This is a genomic window from Mesorhizobium sp. M0522 (assembly GCF_040321085.1).
Lineage (GTDB): Bacteria > Pseudomonadota > Alphaproteobacteria > Rhizobiales > Rhizobiaceae > Mesorhizobium.
In genome coordinates this window covers 73,332-87,859 of record NZ_JAMYQW010000013.1, presented here as the reverse complement: position 1 = coordinate 87,859, position 14,528 = coordinate 73,332, and the positions used below count along the sequence as shown (strand labels likewise).

Annotated in this window: 15 protein-coding genes; 2 read left to right on the top strand and 13 right to left on the bottom strand. The window is 61.8% G+C overall.

Annotation, left to right across the window (positions count from 1 at the left end; all coding sequences use genetic code 11):
• Nucleotides 1-22: 22 nt before the first annotated feature.
• Entirely contained in the window at nucleotides 23-1,342 is a 1,320-nt protein-coding gene (locus NKI58_RS16495) for an alanine racemase (RefSeq protein ID WP_352826699.1), read from the bottom strand.
• A gap of 77 nt (nucleotides 1,343-1,419) precedes the next feature.
• Between NKI58_RS16495 and NKI58_RS16490 the strand changes: the two genes are divergently transcribed.
• Entirely contained in the window at nucleotides 1,420-2,361 is a 942-nt protein-coding gene (locus NKI58_RS16490; protein ID WP_352591485.1) for an amidohydrolase family protein, read from the top strand.
• On the opposite strand, the gene NKI58_RS16485 is transcribed toward NKI58_RS16490, so the two are convergent.
• The 4 genes from NKI58_RS16485 to NKI58_RS16470 are packed head-to-tail and all read right to left on the bottom strand — an operon-like array spanning nucleotide 2,335 to nucleotide 6,844.
• The gene (locus NKI58_RS16485; RefSeq protein WP_352449116.1) at nucleotides 2,335-3,306 is read right to left on the bottom strand and encodes an ABC transporter permease; all 972 of its coding nucleotides are present in this window, start codon (nucleotides 3,304-3,306) and stop codon (nucleotides 2,335-2,337) included. The genes NKI58_RS16490 and NKI58_RS16485 overlap by 27 nt on opposite strands.
• On the bottom strand, nucleotides 3,303-4,268 hold the full coding sequence (locus NKI58_RS16480) for an ABC transporter permease (protein WP_352591481.1): 966 nt from the start codon (nucleotides 4,266-4,268) through the stop codon (nucleotides 3,303-3,305). Before NKI58_RS16480 ends, NKI58_RS16485 begins: the two co-directional genes overlap by 4 nt.
• On the bottom strand, nucleotides 4,265-5,773 hold the full coding sequence (locus NKI58_RS16475) for a sugar ABC transporter ATP-binding protein (RefSeq protein ID WP_352591478.1): 1,509 nt from the start codon (nucleotides 5,771-5,773) through the stop codon (nucleotides 4,265-4,267). Before NKI58_RS16475 ends, NKI58_RS16480 begins: the two co-directional genes overlap by 4 nt.
• 18 nt (nucleotides 5,774-5,791) lie before the next feature.
• On the bottom strand, nucleotides 5,792-6,844 hold the full coding sequence (locus tag NKI58_RS16470) for an ABC transporter substrate-binding protein (RefSeq protein WP_352470927.1): 1,053 nt from the start codon (nucleotides 6,842-6,844) through the stop codon (nucleotides 5,792-5,794).
• Nucleotides 6,845-7,083: 239 nt separating this feature from the next.
• On the opposite strand from NKI58_RS16470, the gene NKI58_RS16465 reads away from it, so the two are divergent.
• Nucleotides 7,084-7,884 (top strand): IclR family transcriptional regulator, encoded by an 801-nt coding sequence (locus tag NKI58_RS16465; protein WP_352591475.1) that lies wholly within the window; start codon nucleotides 7,084-7,086, stop codon nucleotides 7,882-7,884.
• Nucleotides 7,885-8,184: 300 nt separating this feature from the next.
• Here the strand turns inward: NKI58_RS16465 and NKI58_RS16460 are convergent, their stop codons facing one another.
• The 8 genes from NKI58_RS16460 to sctL form a co-directional block, all read right to left on the bottom strand.
• Nucleotides 8,185-9,027 (bottom strand): D-glutamate cyclase family protein, encoded by an 843-nt coding sequence (locus tag NKI58_RS16460; protein WP_352591472.1) that lies wholly within the window; start codon nucleotides 9,025-9,027, stop codon nucleotides 8,185-8,187.
• A 161-nt stretch (nucleotides 9,028-9,188) separates the two neighbouring features.
• Nucleotides 9,189-10,004 (bottom strand): type III secretion system export apparatus subunit SctT, encoded by an 816-nt coding sequence (gene sctT / locus NKI58_RS16455; RefSeq protein WP_352591469.1) that lies wholly within the window; start codon nucleotides 10,002-10,004, stop codon nucleotides 9,189-9,191.
• A 9-nt stretch (nucleotides 10,005-10,013) separates the two neighbouring features.
• On the bottom strand, nucleotides 10,014-10,283 hold the full coding sequence (locus NKI58_RS16450; RefSeq protein ID WP_352454247.1) for an EscS/YscS/HrcS family type III secretion system export apparatus protein: 270 nt from the start codon (nucleotides 10,281-10,283) through the stop codon (nucleotides 10,014-10,016).
• A 17-nt stretch (nucleotides 10,284-10,300) separates the two neighbouring features.
• Entirely contained in the window at nucleotides 10,301-10,954 is a 654-nt protein-coding gene (sctR, locus tag NKI58_RS16445; protein WP_352454246.1) for a type III secretion system export apparatus subunit SctR, read from the bottom strand.
• On the bottom strand, nucleotides 10,947-12,068 hold the full coding sequence (gene sctQ / locus NKI58_RS16440) for a type III secretion system cytoplasmic ring protein SctQ (RefSeq protein ID WP_352591466.1): 1,122 nt from the start codon (nucleotides 12,066-12,068) through the stop codon (nucleotides 10,947-10,949). The genes sctR and sctQ overlap by 8 nt, the downstream gene beginning before the upstream one ends.
• Nucleotides 12,069-12,088: 20 nt before the next feature.
• Nucleotides 12,089-12,571 (bottom strand): hypothetical protein, encoded by a 483-nt coding sequence (locus NKI58_RS16435; protein WP_352591463.1) that lies wholly within the window; start codon nucleotides 12,569-12,571, stop codon nucleotides 12,089-12,091.
• Nucleotides 12,558-13,916, bottom strand: coding sequence for a FliI/YscN family ATPase (locus tag NKI58_RS16430; protein WP_352591460.1), 1,359 nt, complete (start codon nucleotides 13,914-13,916; stop codon nucleotides 12,558-12,560). Before NKI58_RS16430 ends, NKI58_RS16435 begins: the two co-directional genes overlap by 14 nt.
• Nucleotides 13,913-14,527, bottom strand: coding sequence for a type III secretion system stator protein SctL (gene sctL / locus NKI58_RS16425; protein WP_352591457.1), 615 nt, complete (start codon nucleotides 14,525-14,527; stop codon nucleotides 13,913-13,915). Before sctL ends, NKI58_RS16430 begins: the two co-directional genes overlap by 4 nt.
• Between the last annotated feature and the right edge of the window lies 1 nt (nucleotide 14,528).

Here is a 14,528-nt window from a genome sequence, read left to right as displayed (position 1 = left end):
TGGAAGTGGCCGCGATATCTGGTCAGCCGAAATAGGTGGGAAAGGCGTGGCGGACATACCCGTCCGCGTCGGCGCCGAAAATCACGCGATAGCGATCGAGACAGGTGCAGGGGTGCGAGATGCCGAATTCAACGACGTCACCAACGGCAATATCGTCGCCCGACGCAATTGTAAGGAAGGCGTGCTGGTCGTTGAGCTTGAAGACCTCGGCACGCGCTTTCGGCAGCTGCTTGCCGGCACGAAAGATGGTCACGACCTTCGGAAAGCCCTGGTCGAACGACACGTCGCGCATGCCCATACCGCAGATAGCAAGGCTGGGCTCCGGCCGCGACAGTACCTCGGCCCACAGGCGCAAAGCCGGTTGGAAGGAATTTCGTGCGGAAGCACTGACGCCGCCGATCGCAAAACCGTCGCGGGCATCGAGTGCGCCGAGCGACCTGTCGTAGACGCCATGGTCGTGAAAGAAGATGGCGCCGCTGCGCAGCACCAACGTGGCATTGCCGTCCCTGGAGACGAGGGGCGAAAGCGCTGCGACCACCTTGTCGAAGTACACCGAGCCGCCGGCGGTGACGATCAGCGGGGTGTCGCCGCCGACGCGGGCGCGGAGCCGCAGGAACATATCGGCTGTTATTGCCAACAGGGCGGATATCGCCTCATCGGTGCGGCCAGGATCGGCTTGCGCCGCGGCACCTTCGTAGGCTGCGACGCCGGCGATCAGCAGCCGCCCTCCGGCTGCTACAACCGCGTCGGCGATCGCCTCGGCTTCGCCGGTGGTCCGGGCGCCTGCCCTCCCCACACCAAGTTCGACGAGCACGCGCAATGGCGGCAGCGTCGCATTGGCGCGCCAAGCTTCAGCAAGCGCATTCACTGCGTCGAAAGAGTCGGCAAAAACGTAGAACTCGGCGCTTGGCCAGGCGCCGACAAGGACAGCAAGTCGGTTCGCACCACCTGGTCCGCCGACCTCATTGGCGATGATCAGCCGAGAGAGCCCGGCTCTGAGCATCACTGTGGCCTGCCTTATGTCGGCGACGGTCGTGCCCCATGCTCCGGCCTCGATCAGCGACCGGGCAAGGTCAGGCGCCATCGGGGTCTTGGCATGCGGGGCGATCACGGCGCCCTGTTCTCGCGCATACCCCAGGAACAGGTCACGATTGGCGATGAAGGCCTCCTCGTCGAGGGTCAACACCGGCAACGACATACGTCCATGCGCTGGATGCCAGCGCTCAGATGCGACAAAGCTGCTGTCCAGCCCGAGGGTGCCAGGCGGCACGCCGCGGATACGATCGTCGAGCAGGAAATTTTCACGGGTCGCGAGCGACAGTACGGGTGAGTTTTCGGTCATCCGATGCTAGTCCTTTCGCTTTCGCAGGATGAAGTCCGGATCGATTTCCGATGCCGGCCACACCATGAGAGAGATACGTGCCAAAGCGTTACTGCGGACCGATCATCGATGCCCACCATCACCTTTGGGATCTCGGCCTCGGCCGCCATCCCTGGCTCACGCCCACGGCTGGCGAACGCGGCGGTCTGGGCGAGCTTGGCCCCTTGCGGCGAAACTACCTTCCTGAAGATTATTTGCGCGACGCCGGCCAGCACAGTGTCGTCGCCACCGTCCATGTTGAAGCCGGTTGGGCCGGGGATGACTGCGTCGGTGAAACGCGGTGGCTTGAAACCCTCGACAAGTCGCGCGGCGTGGCCGCCCGTTACGTCGTTCACGTACCTCTGGCGAACCGCCAAGCGCCGGCGCTGGTCCAGGCGCAGGCGGCATTCGACCGTGTCGTCGGCGTACGCGACATATTGAGCTGGGATCCGAATCCCGCCCGTCGTTTTGCCGCCCGCGACGGCATCATGGACGATCCGGCCTGGCGTGCCGGCCTGTCCCTGCTTGGGCGCCGCCGGCTGGTTTTCGACCTGATGGTGTTTCCGCGCCAGCTCACCGGCGCGGCGCGCCTCGCAGCGGCCTTTCCGGACCAGCTCTTTGTTCTCAACCATTGCGGCAGCCCGGTCGATCGCGATGCGGACGGGATGCGGGTGTGGCGCGAAGGGCTGCGGCTTTTGTCGGAGCGCGAGAACGTCGCTATCAAGATATCGGATCTGGTCGCCTACGATCATGATTGGACGCTCGACAGCCTAAGGTCGGTTGTCATGCATTGCATCGACTGTTTCGGTACGCGGCGCGCGATGTTCGGCAGCGACTTTCCAGTCGCCGGCCTGCATGCATCGTTCGATGCGGTGTATGACAGCTTCAAGGCCATTGCAGGAGAGCTTTCCGCGGACGAGCAGACGGCACTGTTCTACGGCAATGCACGGCGCATTTATCGGCTGGAGGATATGTCATCGGCGGGCCTGCTCTCTGCCTGAGAGAAGCAGCAGCCCCAGGATCAGCGACCCGAACAGGATACTGCGCCAGCCGGGCGATGCGTTGACCACGGTGATCAGCGCCGTGATCGTAACCAGCAGGATGGCGCCGGGGATGGTGCCGGCATAGGTGCCGAGCCCGCCGAGGATCGAGGTGCCGCCAAGCACCACGGCGGCAATCGAGGCGAGCAGATAAGGATCGCCGATACCGACATAGCCTTGTCCGTTCATGCCGAGGACCAACACACCGGCAAGTCCCGCACAGAAGCCGCTGATGCCGTAGACCGCCAGCGTGGTCGAGGCGACGGGAACCCCGGACAGCGCCGCGGCGAGCGGATTGGCGCCCATCGCGAATATCCGGGCGCCAAGGGATGTCGCATGCATCGTGGTCAGAACGATCACTGAAATGACCACCCACAAAAGCACGCCTGCCGGAATACCGACCGGCCGCGCATTGCCGAGCCAGCGGACCAGCGGGTTCTCGGCGGTCACGGCACTGCCGCCGGCGATGATGATCAGCAGACCTTGCAGGAATGTCGCCATCGCCAGTGTCATGATCATTGGATGAACGCGCAACAGCGCCACGCCCAGCCCGTTCACCAGACCGATTGCGCTCGTCAACGTGAGAACTGCAAGAACGGCGGTGAGCCCTGTCGGATCCGCCTGCCACGAAAGCAGCGGCAGGCTGACAGCGCTAACCGTGACGATCGCCGCGACGGAAAGGTCGATGCCGCCGGCAATCACCACGAAAGTTTGGCCCGCCGCGACCAGGCCGATCACCGCGCCCAATTCAACCAAATAGCGCAAATGCCCATAAGCGCCGAAGCCAGGTGAAGCGAAGCTCGCCGCGATCCATACCGCCGCAACTATAGCGATCGTAAGGAAGGGCCGGCTGCGCAGAATCGTCACGGCGCGCCTGCCGCTCACGCTGTCTTTCCGTGCTGTCATTGCTGCACCTTGCGGAATTGCGGGATGGCGACCGCCCCGATGATGATGAGGCCCTGGGCGACATATTGGGCGACCGGCGTGAAGCCGAGGAAGAACATGACACTGATCATCAGGCTGAGCAGCAGGCTGCCCGCAAGAGCGCCGCGCATGGTACCCTGGCCGCCGAGGAAACCGATGCCGCCGAGCACTGCGGCGGCAATGGAATTCAGCGTGAACGCCGTGCCGATGACTGGATCGCCCGAACCCGTTTGCGCGGCGATGAACAGGCCGGCGCCTGTGCAAAGCAGTCCGCTAATCGCGTAGGCGGCGATCCGGGCACCGTCGACCGGCACGCTGGAGCGGTAGGCGCCGACGGGATTTTCGCCTGCAGCATAGATGCTCAAACCAAGCGGCGTGGCGAGATAGAGTTTCCACAAAAGCACGATGAGTACCAGCAGCACGAATGCCGCCGGCGTGTTGCCGGCAAGCAGGTCCGACAGCCACTCGGGTATGGCGCCGCCCGGCCTCGGCAGGATGAGCAGGGCAGCGCCGCCGATAATGAAGGAGCCAGCGAGCGTCACCACGATTGCCGGCAACCGAAGTTTCACGACGATGAACCCGATCGCGGCACCGATGCCGAGACCGGTCAGCGCCACCGCAGCGGCACCCCCGGCTACGCCCAGCGGCCCAGTCATCGTCGTCGCAGCGATCACCGCGCCCAGGCTGACCATGGCACCGATGGCCAGGCTTATGCCGCCGGTGAGCATGAGGATCGCCTGGGCCATGGCGACCAGCGCCAGCGGAAACCAGCTCTGGGTGAATTTGGCGAAACCGGACGCTGTCAAGAGGCCGGGAAACAGGGAACCGTAGGCAATGACGAACGCCAGGACCACAGCGAACAGGCTGCGCACGCCGACATTGCGGCGCAGCTGAACCGGCCAGTAGAGCGCGCCGGCTTGGCTTGAGGATGCAACCGCGCTCATGCCGCAACTTTCTGCTGTTCGGCACCCATTGCGGCGGAAACGATGGCTTCCTCGCTCAGTGCCTCGCGCTCGAGCATGGCCACGATGCGGCCTTCGCGGACCACGCCGACGCGGTCGCAAAGGTGCACCAGTTCGGGTGTGTCGGAACTGAGCAGCACGATCGCCTTGCCGGCGGCGGCGAGTTTGCGAAGCATCATGTAGATCTCACGCTTGGTCTCGACATCGACGCCGCGCGTCGGGTCGTTGAGGAGAAGTACAAGCGGCTCGTGTGGCATCCATTTCGCCAGCGCGACCTTCTGCTGGTTGCCACCTGAGAGTGCCTGCGCCGGGCGGTCGAGGTCGCCCTTGATGGCAAGCTGGGCGGCGAGACCCTTTGCCATATCGCGCTCGGCACGCCGGCTGCGCAGCTTCAGCGCCGGCAGCCTTGCGAAGGCGGGCAGCATCATATTGGTGATGATGGGATGGATCAGGTGCAAGCCTTCGCGCTTGCGGTCAGCCGGGACATAAGCGAGGCCGAGCGCATTGGCGTTCGGCACGCCGCGGGGCAAACCCGAAACACCGTTAACCGTCGCGGATACCGTCCTGGCGGGGATCGCGCCGTAGAGGCCAAGCAGCAGATCTTCCTGCCCCTGCCCGACCAGGCCGCCAATGCCAAGCACCTCGCCCGTCCTGATGTCGAGATCGACGTCGCGCATCAGGCCGGCCGAAAATTTACGAACCGAGATGGCGTCGGCCGGCGATGGCGAAGGCCGCCATCGTGGAAAGAGATCGCCGGGGTCGCGGCCGACCATCAGCCGTACCAGCCCGGCGGCATCGGTTCCTTCCAGCGAGCAGTCCGCCGTGCAGGTCCCGTCCTTGAGCACGGTGACATGCTGGCACAGCGTCATCACCTCGTTCAGTCGGTGTGAGATGTAGAGAATAGCGATGCCCTCGCCCCGAAGCCTCTCCAGCAGGTCGGTGAGGATTTTTGTCTCAGTTGCCGATAGCGATGAGGTGGGTTCGTCGAGAATGAGCACGCGCGGCCGGCGGTAAAGCGCCTTGGCGATCTCCACCATCTGCCGGCGGCCGAGGGACAGGTGCCCCACCGGCGTAGACAGCGGTTCGTAAAGCCCGACAAGATCGCATGCGGCTTTGGCCCGGACGGCAAGCTCGTTGTAGTCGATCAAGCCGAACCGTTTGGGATAGGCACCGAGCCCGATGTTTTCGGCAATGGACAAGCTGGCCGTCAGGCTCAGTTCCTGCTGGACAACAGCGATCCCGGCCTGTCGCGCATTAGCGGGGGTCATGCGCGAGACCGGGCGCCCATCGACCTCGATCGCCCCGCCGTCCGGGCGCAAGGCGCCGGACAAAAGGTTGATCAGTGTCGACTTACCTGCGCCGTTCTCGCCCAGCAGCGCATGCACGCGGCCCGGCTGGAGAGCGATGGAAACGTTGCGCAGAACGGGGTTGCCGAAGAAGGACTTCGACACCCCCCGCGCGGCGAGAAGCGGAGCCGTGGTTGTCAATGCTACAACCCTTCAGGCTTATTTCTGGGCCAGCAGCTTCTTAAATAGATCCTCATCATACGGCGAATAGATATACCCGTCAGCCGGGAAATCCTTCGCCCGGGCGAGGTATTCGTCGATGTTGGAATTGTCGATCACCGGCAACGGGATCTTGACGAAAGCCGGCACATCCTCGCCTTCCAGTGCCTGGACGGCGGTGTAGGTGGCGAAGGCGCCGAGCCAGTTCGGCTGCATCGTCGCCCAGCTCTTCAGGCCCTTTTCCTTCCACAGTTCGAGGAACTGGCGCGCATTCTCGCCGGTGATCGGCACCTGGTCGCGGCCCTGCTTGTCGAGCGCGAGCACGGCGCCCGCCGACAACGCGCCGCCCAGCGACAGGATGCCATCGATTTCGGGGTTGGCGAAAAGCAGGCTGGTGACGGCCTCCTGGGCGGGCGCGACATTGTAGGGCGTGTTCGTCTCGGCAAGCACCTTCACATCGGGATGGGCCTTAAGCTCGGCATCGGCGCCTTTGCGCCGGTCGTCGCTGACCGAAACGCCGGCTGGGCCATTGAGGATGAGGATCTTGCCCTTGCCGCCGATGGCGTCGATCAAGAACTTGGCCGCCTGATCGCCCCACTGTGAGGAATCGGTGTTGACCTTGGCGGTCACCTGGTCGGTATCGACGAGGCTGTCGAAGTTGATGATGGCGATGCCCTTGGCGCAGGCGTCCGCCAGCACGCGCGCCGGCGCGGTCGACGAACCAGCGATCAGGATGATGGCATCGACATCGGAATCGATCATCGACTGGATCTGCTGAATCTGGACGTTGGCGTCGCCCTGGGCATCGGTCACGACGAGCTTGTCGACCAAGCCTTGCTTCTTCAAAGTCTCGACTTCGGCTTCTATCGTGCCCTGTGTCTGCTTCATCCAGGTCGGCACTGAATAGATATTGGCCCAGCCGATCGTATATGGTGCTTTGCGATCGCCCTTGATGCATTTAGCGGCGGCGTTGGCTTGCGAACCGGCGCCGAGGCTGAGGAGAAGGCCGAGGCAAAGGGCACTGGCGGATGCGAAAAACGATGATTTCGTCATGATTGTTCCCTTCTGAAGTTATGCTTGGACGTGCGGGGTCGGGACGAGAAAACCCGCCGGTTGCCGCATCGGAAACCGCCCGTTTTTCTCGTCAGGACTTACTGCGCTTGGCTCGTTATTGTCCGATATTTCAGACAACAGGCCTATATATCGGACAAATGGGATGCTAGACTGAGCCTTGACATCTTTCAAGCGTCTTGAGACGAGGGCCGAATGATTTTTGCGCGGGTGCGGCCTACATGAGCGATGGCGTCACTGGTCTAATTGAAACGGAAGCCGGCGCCGAGCCGCGCAATGGCGAACGGCGTCGCGGGATCGACCGCGTCATCATGCTACTCGAGGCCCTTCTGCGGCACCGCGCGCCGATGCGCGTCGGCGACATCGCCAAGATGATCGGCGCGCCGCGTTCAACCACTTATGAAATCGTCAACAGCCTGCTGGAAGCCGAAATGCTCGAGAACGTCGGAACGGAAGGCTATGTCTATTTCGGAAAGGCGATGCATCTGTTCGGCTGGGCCTACTCACATCATAATGCCCATTACCGGCGCATCATCGAAACCCTGGACAGACTAGGCGCGGAGACGGGCGAGACCGTCCAACTGTGCGGCCTGCGCGGGACCAAATATGTCGTCCTTGATTGCCGGGACTCGCCTGGCCCGTTCCGGATTTCAAGCGATGTCGGAGTCGAGGTGCCGATACCGTGGACGGCGTCCGGAAGGCTGCTGCTCGGCCATATGAGCGAACAGGAAATACGGGACTTCATTCCGCCTGGCGACTACACGCTTCCCGACGGCCGCGTCATTGCGCCAGCCGAGTTCTTCGGCGATGTCGCTCTGGCGCGCCAGCAAGGTTTCAGCGAGACGGCTGCTCTGGCCGACCGCTTCACGTGGTGCATGGCCGCGCCCATCCGCGACGGCAACGGGGCCATCAACAAGACGCTTTGCTTCGTGTTGCCCGTCGACACACCGGAAGCGCGGCGCAGCGAATTGCTTGCCCTGCTATGCGAGCGCGCCCGTGGGTTGTCGTTGGCGGGAAGCTAGTAAAAAATCGGCACGCGAAGATCCGGGATTAGGCTCCGTTCGTTCAGCCGCAGCAGCGAAGCCGGAACTGGTACTCCGGTGAGTATGGCAAAGGCGGCAGCGCGCTCCTGCTACCAGATCTTCTAATTTAGTACGGGTCGCCCGACAACATTGACCTCCTAATGAGTATCTTCAGTCGGGCGAGGTCGCGACGGATGCGAGGTCCAGAATCCGGCGGCAAAGGGTAGCTATCCTCGCGTCCGCCCTGCAGTCGAAGTGATTCGGAGCCGTTGGATCAGGCAAGCTCCGACTTGAGCACGATCATTGCAAGCTCGCGCCAATTTCGAAATTAATCCAAGACAGCGCTCGTGCATCCACGTCCGTGATCAGCATATGGCCCGGCGAGACTGTGATGGAGATCGCGAGTTCGGCACGAGCAAGAGCGTCTTGGGCGGTCAGGCTGCTCGCCCAGAATACAGGGATCTCCCCGTCCAAGACTTCGACAGCATCACCCCAGTCGGGAGCCATCAAATTTCGGATGCCGACCGTCGTGGGCTCTCCGACATGGATGGGAGACCCGTGCGCATGCGGAAAGCGCGCGGTGAGCACGCGAACCTTGTCGACTTCGCTATGCCGTATCGGACGCATGGAGACGACCATTTCGCCACCGAACGGTCCGACTTGGGACGTCTCGATCTTGGTGCGGAACTTGGGGGCGGTTTTTCCACGGCCGATACGCCGGAGTTTCACGCCTCGTTCGACAAGTGCGGCCTCGACGGTGAGCGAACTGCCGAGCGCGAAGGCCGCAAAGTCATCTCGCCACAGGTCGATGATGTCTGTGGTGTGGCGGATCATCTCGCCGAAGTGATAGATGCTGTACTGTGGTGCATCGGTCCGGATATCGATATCGCCCAGCGCAGGCAGAAATGGGCTGCCCGCACGGCTCACACCGACCAAAGGGCAGGGTTTCGGATTGCGGACACAAAACTGATAGAAATCGGCGGCAAAGCTGCGCGGCACAATCACGACGTTGGCCTGGAGCTTGCCGCGCGCAAGCCCTCCTGTATGCCCTTCATAGGCACCCATCCTGACGAGTCTGCGCAATCTGCCTGCATCGACCATTCGCAAATCCTCGTAGATCGGTAAAGTGATCGGGCGAGCCATGGCTTCCAACGGATGCGCGTTTCAACGACACGTCGAGAGCGCGTAAGATCATCGGCAGGTCTGCCGCTTGTCAAATCATCAGAATCTTTCCTCATTGATAAATCGTATTTATTGGCCGGCGAAGGATGGCGCTTTTTATTAGCTTTTGCTCATATTTATTCTCATTGACACTCGCGGCAGCCGATCGCTTCTATCTGTCGGCTTGCCTCATGCAGGAAACCAAGATCGCGGTTCATGTAGAAGAGCAGGAAAGCCGCATAGAGTACAAAGACGAGACTGAACACCAGCGTCTTCACGATCAGCGACAGTGCAAAAACATTCAGGTGCGGAGACGCCCGCGCCAGGAAAGCCAGCACAATGTCGGACAGGAGCATGCTGATGATGAGCGGGAAAACGAGGGTCAGCGCCATCGCCATGATGCGATTCAGCAGACGCAGAAATATTCCCGCAGCATCCTTGCTGAATACAGGCAGAAGACTGTCGATCGGCCACAGGCCGTAGCTCTCGTAGAGACTGGTCAGGGAAAGCTGCAGGCCGCCGGCAGCCAGGTAGATTGTGACCATGATGACCGCGAGCAAGGTGCCGGTAGCACTCGTCTCGTGCGTCATCATAGGGTCGATCAGCGTCCCCATCGTAGAGCCCCGCTGCAGGTCGAGGATGTCACCGGCAGCCTCTGCTGCCCAGAACGGTATCCCCATACACAGCCCGAGCGTTACACCGACCACAACCTCCTTGAGAATGTAGGCTGCGATCATCGTGGTCGTGATGTCGCTGTTCGTCAGCTTGCTCACGACCATTGGAAAGATTGGAACTGCCAGCGCCAATGCCACGCCATTGCGCAGAAGCCCTGATAGCGGCACACGCGAAAACAGCGGCATCAGAAGCATGAAACCACCCACGCGTGCGAGCGCGAAAGCGCCTGCCAAGAGATAGACCTGAAGGTCTTTGACAGACGCGAAGAGTGGTTCGACCGGCACCTGCGTGCCTCAACGTGTGACGACGGGGAATTCGTCCAGAGCCGTCGATGCCTGCTGCGCGATCTGCTGGCCAAGCACAGGACCTAAGACGATGATGACCAGCAGGATCACGACAAGCTTGATCGTCTGCGGCAGCGACTGGTCCTGAATCTGTGTCAGCGCCTGGGCAAGGCCGACGAGGATGCCGACCGCCAGTGCCGCAATGATCGCTGGGCTGGACGCGAACAGCACCGTCAAAAGCGCGCTTTGGACCTTCGCCAGGATGAAGTCATTGTTCATGCGCACCCGCCATGTCGTCAGCCGTAACTCAGGATCAGGCCATGCATCAGGCGCGACCAGCCATCTATGGCGACGAAAAGGAACAGTTTCAGGGGAATCGAAATAAGGACCGGCGAGACCATGATCATGCCGAGCGTCATCAGGATATTGGCGACAACGATGTCGATGATGAGGAAAGGAAGGTAAAGCAGGAAACCGATCTCGAAGGCTCGGGTAAGCTCGGACGCAACAAAGGCCGGAACAAGGATCGAGAGATCGTCGTCCTTCAGGTTCTGCCGCGCCTGTTCCGGCCAAAGGCGGCTCGTTCCATCGAGAAAAAACTGCCGCTCCTGCGGCTGAGTGAATTTCATAAGGTGTCGCTGCAGTGGTTCCCTGACCAGTTGCGCTGCCCTGGCGAGGTCATCGGTCGTCTGGAACTGAACTTGCCCTTCTTGAAGTCGGCCAGACATCTCGCTCAGCAACGGTGTCGTGACATAGACGGTGAGCACAAGCGCTATGCCGTACAGCACCAGATTGGGTGGCATCTGCTGGACGCCGAGTGCATTGCGGATGAGAAACAGCACGACCGAAATCTTCAAGAACCCCGTCATCGTGACCACCGCCAGAGGCAGCAACCCGACGAAGCCGACGGCGATCAGAATACCAAGGAGATTGGGCGAATTCTCAAGCATTATCGAACATACGAAGGATCCGCACGCCCAGGCTTTCCCCAATCCGCACGATCTCGCCACTGCCAACACGTTTACCGCTGGCGATGATGTCGACAATCGCCTCCGTTACATCGGCGAGCGGAACGATGGCGCCGGGCGCAAGCTGCCTCACCTCTCCGAGAGGCATTGCCGTGCGGCCGATTTCGAAAGCGAGTACAACCGGCAACTCGTCCAGAGTTGACTCTTCCAAGGTCTGGCCAACTGACGGCGGCGAGTTCTGATTCATGGTCCACTCCCAATTGGATCCGGCGACGGGGGTCGGCGCGGCAAGCAATTGCGGCCCGGCGGCAGTCAGGGCCACCGATGCATAAAGGTGCTCGGCAATGATGAGTGCCGCGTTGCGTTCTTCCGCCTCATTCCTGAAAAGCACCACGTCGCCAGCCTGGAGGCTTTTCAGCTCGCCAAGGGTTACTTTGAGTGCGCCACGCCGAAGGCAGATCGGCAAAGGAAATTCGGCCGGGATCGGCGGTCTGGCCTTAGCGATCTCGTCAAAAAGACGGCCGATCCGAACCGCCAGGCTGGCGTCACTCGTGTTCAAGACGCAGTTAATCGTCTCCTGGCTGTCGGTCAGGACAAAAGCCAACGGGGTCTCGCCCGAAACCGAAACTGCTTCTGTTTGTGTGACCGAGGTGAGCGCGATAGTGTCGCCCAGCTTGGCCTCAATCCATTCGAGATCCTCTTCAAACGCGGATTCCAGCAGCAGTGCGGCGTGGGCGGGGGCCAGCCGCTTCATGTCGACCAGTTCGTCTGCCCTGGCGAAGCCTCTTTCGACCACGGAAAGCGGCAGGCGCAATTTGCCCATCGTGTCTCCGACGGAGAACGCAATGGTGTACCACCGCTGGCCCGCAGGGTTCGGCGCCGGCCAGACGGCGGCAATCGGCACCGCCCTGCCCGCGATCGTGATTTCCGCGTGCGCGCGCCGGCGGTAGAAGGCGTTCAATGCCTCAACGTCGACAGACGCAACAGAGTTCAGCACCAGCCGCTCGCCAACGCTCGACCGTGAGGCCTTGCATTTTGCCGGCTTTACCTGCGCTCTCGTTTTTCCCGACGCAAAGGCTTGGGGCATCACATCCATATTCACGATCACAAAATGGGCTATGTGGGCAGGCGCGTTGGACCGCGCTCTCCTTCCTCGGAAAGCTCGGCAAGCGCCAGGCAACGTCGAGCGGTGCGGTTGATCAGATGCTCCAATACCCCGTCCAGCTTCGTCAGAGCTTTCATGGCCTCACGATGATCATTGCGAGCTGCCGACAGTTCCGCTTGCCGTTGCTGCTCGGCGACGCCGGCCATCTTCTCGTTTTCACGCAATTGCTCGGTTTTTCTGGCGGCGATTTCAAACCGGCCCTGTAGCTGGTGAAGGCTGGCAGCTTTTATCGGATGCCCAATAAGCGAGCCGAACGCTGCATCTTCGGCATCGACCGTGCGCTGCAGGTGCTCCGTGACCGCACTGGCCGCCTGCCGACCCTCCCTCGCGGCCCGGTCCAAAGCGGCGTGCCGTTTGATCACCTCTTCCCTTGCACGGTCCTCACGGCGGCGTCTGAGCTCGCGTAATCGAGTGATCATCTCACGATCTTTCACCGACGATCTCCCGCATGAGTTGGCGTGTCCTCTCCAGGCTCTCATGAGTGGCGGACGCCTGACGCAGAAAGGCGTTGATGACATCGATCTTCGCCATTGCCTCGTCCGCCACGGGATCGCTGCCTTTTTCGTATTCACCGACGCGCAGGAGAAGCTCGATGTCAGCGTAGCGGGCAAGCAGTTCACGCAGGTGGCCGGCGTCGGACCGATGTTCCGGCGCCACAACCGCATCCATGAGGCGGCTTCGGCTGCGCAGGACATCAATGGCCGGGAAATGGTTGCGCTGCGCAAGCTCGCTCGACAAGAAGACGTGGCCATCAAGGAGGGCCTGAACTTCCTCGGCGACAGGGTCCAGCGTACCGTCGCCTTCAAGAAGAACGCTGTAGAGGCTGGTGATGGATCCGACGCGACCCGTGCCTGACCGCTCGAGCAGACGGGGCAAGACCGCAAACAGCGAAGACGGAAAGCCGCGACGCGTCGGCGGCTCGCCCGCGGCCAGGCCAATCTCTCGGTGCGCACGGGCAAACCGGGTTAGGTTGTCCATTGCAAGCAACACATGTTTGCCCTGGTCGCGAAAATATTCGGCAATGCTGGTCGCCACATAGGCAGCCTTGACACGCTCAATGGCGGGACGGTCGGAGGTCGCAACAACGACAATGGCCCTCGCCCTGCCCTCGGGCCCGAGCTGTTGTTCGAGGAATTCGCGTACCTCACGTCCGCGCTCTCCAACAAGGGCGACCACCGCGACATCGGCATCGGTGCCGCTGACGATATCGGAAAGCAAGATCGACTTTCCCACGCCCGGTCCGCCAAAGATTCCGACGCGCTGGCCGCGCGCGCAGGTGAGCAGCGCATCGAGTGCGCGTATTCCGAGTTGGATCGGCTGGGAAATCAAGCCGCGCTCCAGCGGAGATGGCGGATAGGCATTGACCGGATAGCTGCCGGCGATGCCGTCCGGCGAAAGCGGCTTGCCGTCCAATGGCTCGCCAAGCGCGCTGATCACGCGACCAAGAAGGCTGGGGCCGACGAGCACCTGCTGGTCTTTTCCGGTCGCCACGACCTCAGTCAGGTTTGAAAGACCGGCCAAATCGCCCAGCGGAACAAGGATCGCCATTTCGTCCATGAGGCCGACGACTTCCGCCTTGGTCACCCTTCCGGTCCTAGGGTCGACGAGTTCGCATATCTCGCCGATACGGGCCTCCTCCACGGTCGCATGAATGACGGTGCCGGCGACACGCCGTACACGCCCTTTCCTGGGCCGGCCGGTATCGTCGCGCAGGCCCGAACGCAAATTCGGAATGATGGTGGCCAGACGGCTTTCGATATCAGCGGCGGGCGCGGTCATCGGACCTCCGTCTTCGGCGCAATCGCGGCAGCTATGGCTTTGAGCTGCGCGTCGATGCTCGCGTCGACGACGGCAAAGTCGGTCGAAACGATACAGGCGTCCGGAGCCAGCGCGTCATCCGCGTCGATCTCAACCGTCATCGCCAGATCACTCTGGCGCAAGACTGCGTCCAGCTCATCACGAACCCTTTCGATGGACGCGGAATGAACTCGGAGTTTCAGGTACTTGGCGCGGCGGATTTCAGTCACCGCCTGTCTTGCGGCTTTGGCGACAAGCGCGCCGACGTCGAATTCTCCCAGAATTCGCCTGACGATATCGACGGCAAGGCCAATGACTTCGGATTCCAGCCCACCAAAATAGCGATCCACCTTGACCGCCGTCTCGCTGACTAGCCGCGTGGCCTCAGCATCGCCTTGCGTTTTGCCGTCGTCATAGCCCTGCGCATATTCGGCCGCATAGGCTCGCCGAGCGGCGTCGCGCAACTGCTGCGCATCACGCCTTGCTTCATCGAGAAACGCATGCCCATCCTGGAGAGCGCGCACCTCGGCGGCCCGCAGGATCCGAGCGTAGGGACGCCTCAGAGCTTCCGACGCTTTGCCCGATTCGATCATC

Excerpts from the sequence above, each read along its gene's own strand:
- NKI58_RS16495 (WP_352826699.1), bottom strand. The coding sequence starts at position 1,342 with ATGACCGAAAACTCACCCGTACTGTCGCTCGCGACCCGTGAAAATTTC.
- NKI58_RS16485 (WP_352449116.1), bottom strand. The coding sequence starts at position 3,306 with ATGACAGCACGGAAAGACAGCGTGAGCGGCAGGCGCGCCGTGACGATT.
- NKI58_RS16480 (WP_352591481.1), bottom strand. The coding sequence starts at position 4,268 with ATGAGCGCGGTTGCATCCTCAAGCCAAGCCGGCGCGCTCTACTGGCCG.
- NKI58_RS16470 (WP_352470927.1), bottom strand. The coding sequence starts at position 6,844 with ATGACGAAATCATCGTTTTTCGCATCCGCCAGTGCCCTTTGCCTCGGC.
- NKI58_RS16465 (WP_352591475.1), top strand. The coding sequence starts at position 7,084 with ATGAGCGATGGCGTCACTGGTCTAATTGAAACGGAAGCCGGCGCCGAG.
- NKI58_RS16460 (WP_352591472.1), bottom strand. The coding sequence starts at position 9,027 with ATGGCTCGCCCGATCACTTTACCGATCTACGAGGATTTGCGAATGGTC.
- NKI58_RS16450 (WP_352454247.1), bottom strand. The coding sequence starts at position 10,283 with ATGAACAATGACTTCATCCTGGCGAAGGTCCAAAGCGCGCTTTTGACG.
- sctR (WP_352454246.1), bottom strand. The coding sequence starts at position 10,954 with ATGCTTGAGAATTCGCCCAATCTCCTTGGTATTCTGATCGCCGTCGGC.
- sctQ (WP_352591466.1), bottom strand. The coding sequence starts at position 12,068 with ATGGATGTGATGCCCCAAGCCTTTGCGTCGGGAAAAACGAGAGCGCAG.
- NKI58_RS16430 (WP_352591460.1), bottom strand. The coding sequence starts at position 13,916 with ATGACCGCGCCCGCCGCTGATATCGAAAGCCGTCTGGCCACCATCATT.
- sctL (WP_352591457.1), bottom strand. The coding sequence starts at position 14,527 with ATGATCGAATCGGGCAAAGCGTCGGAAGCTCTGAGGCGTCCCTACGCT.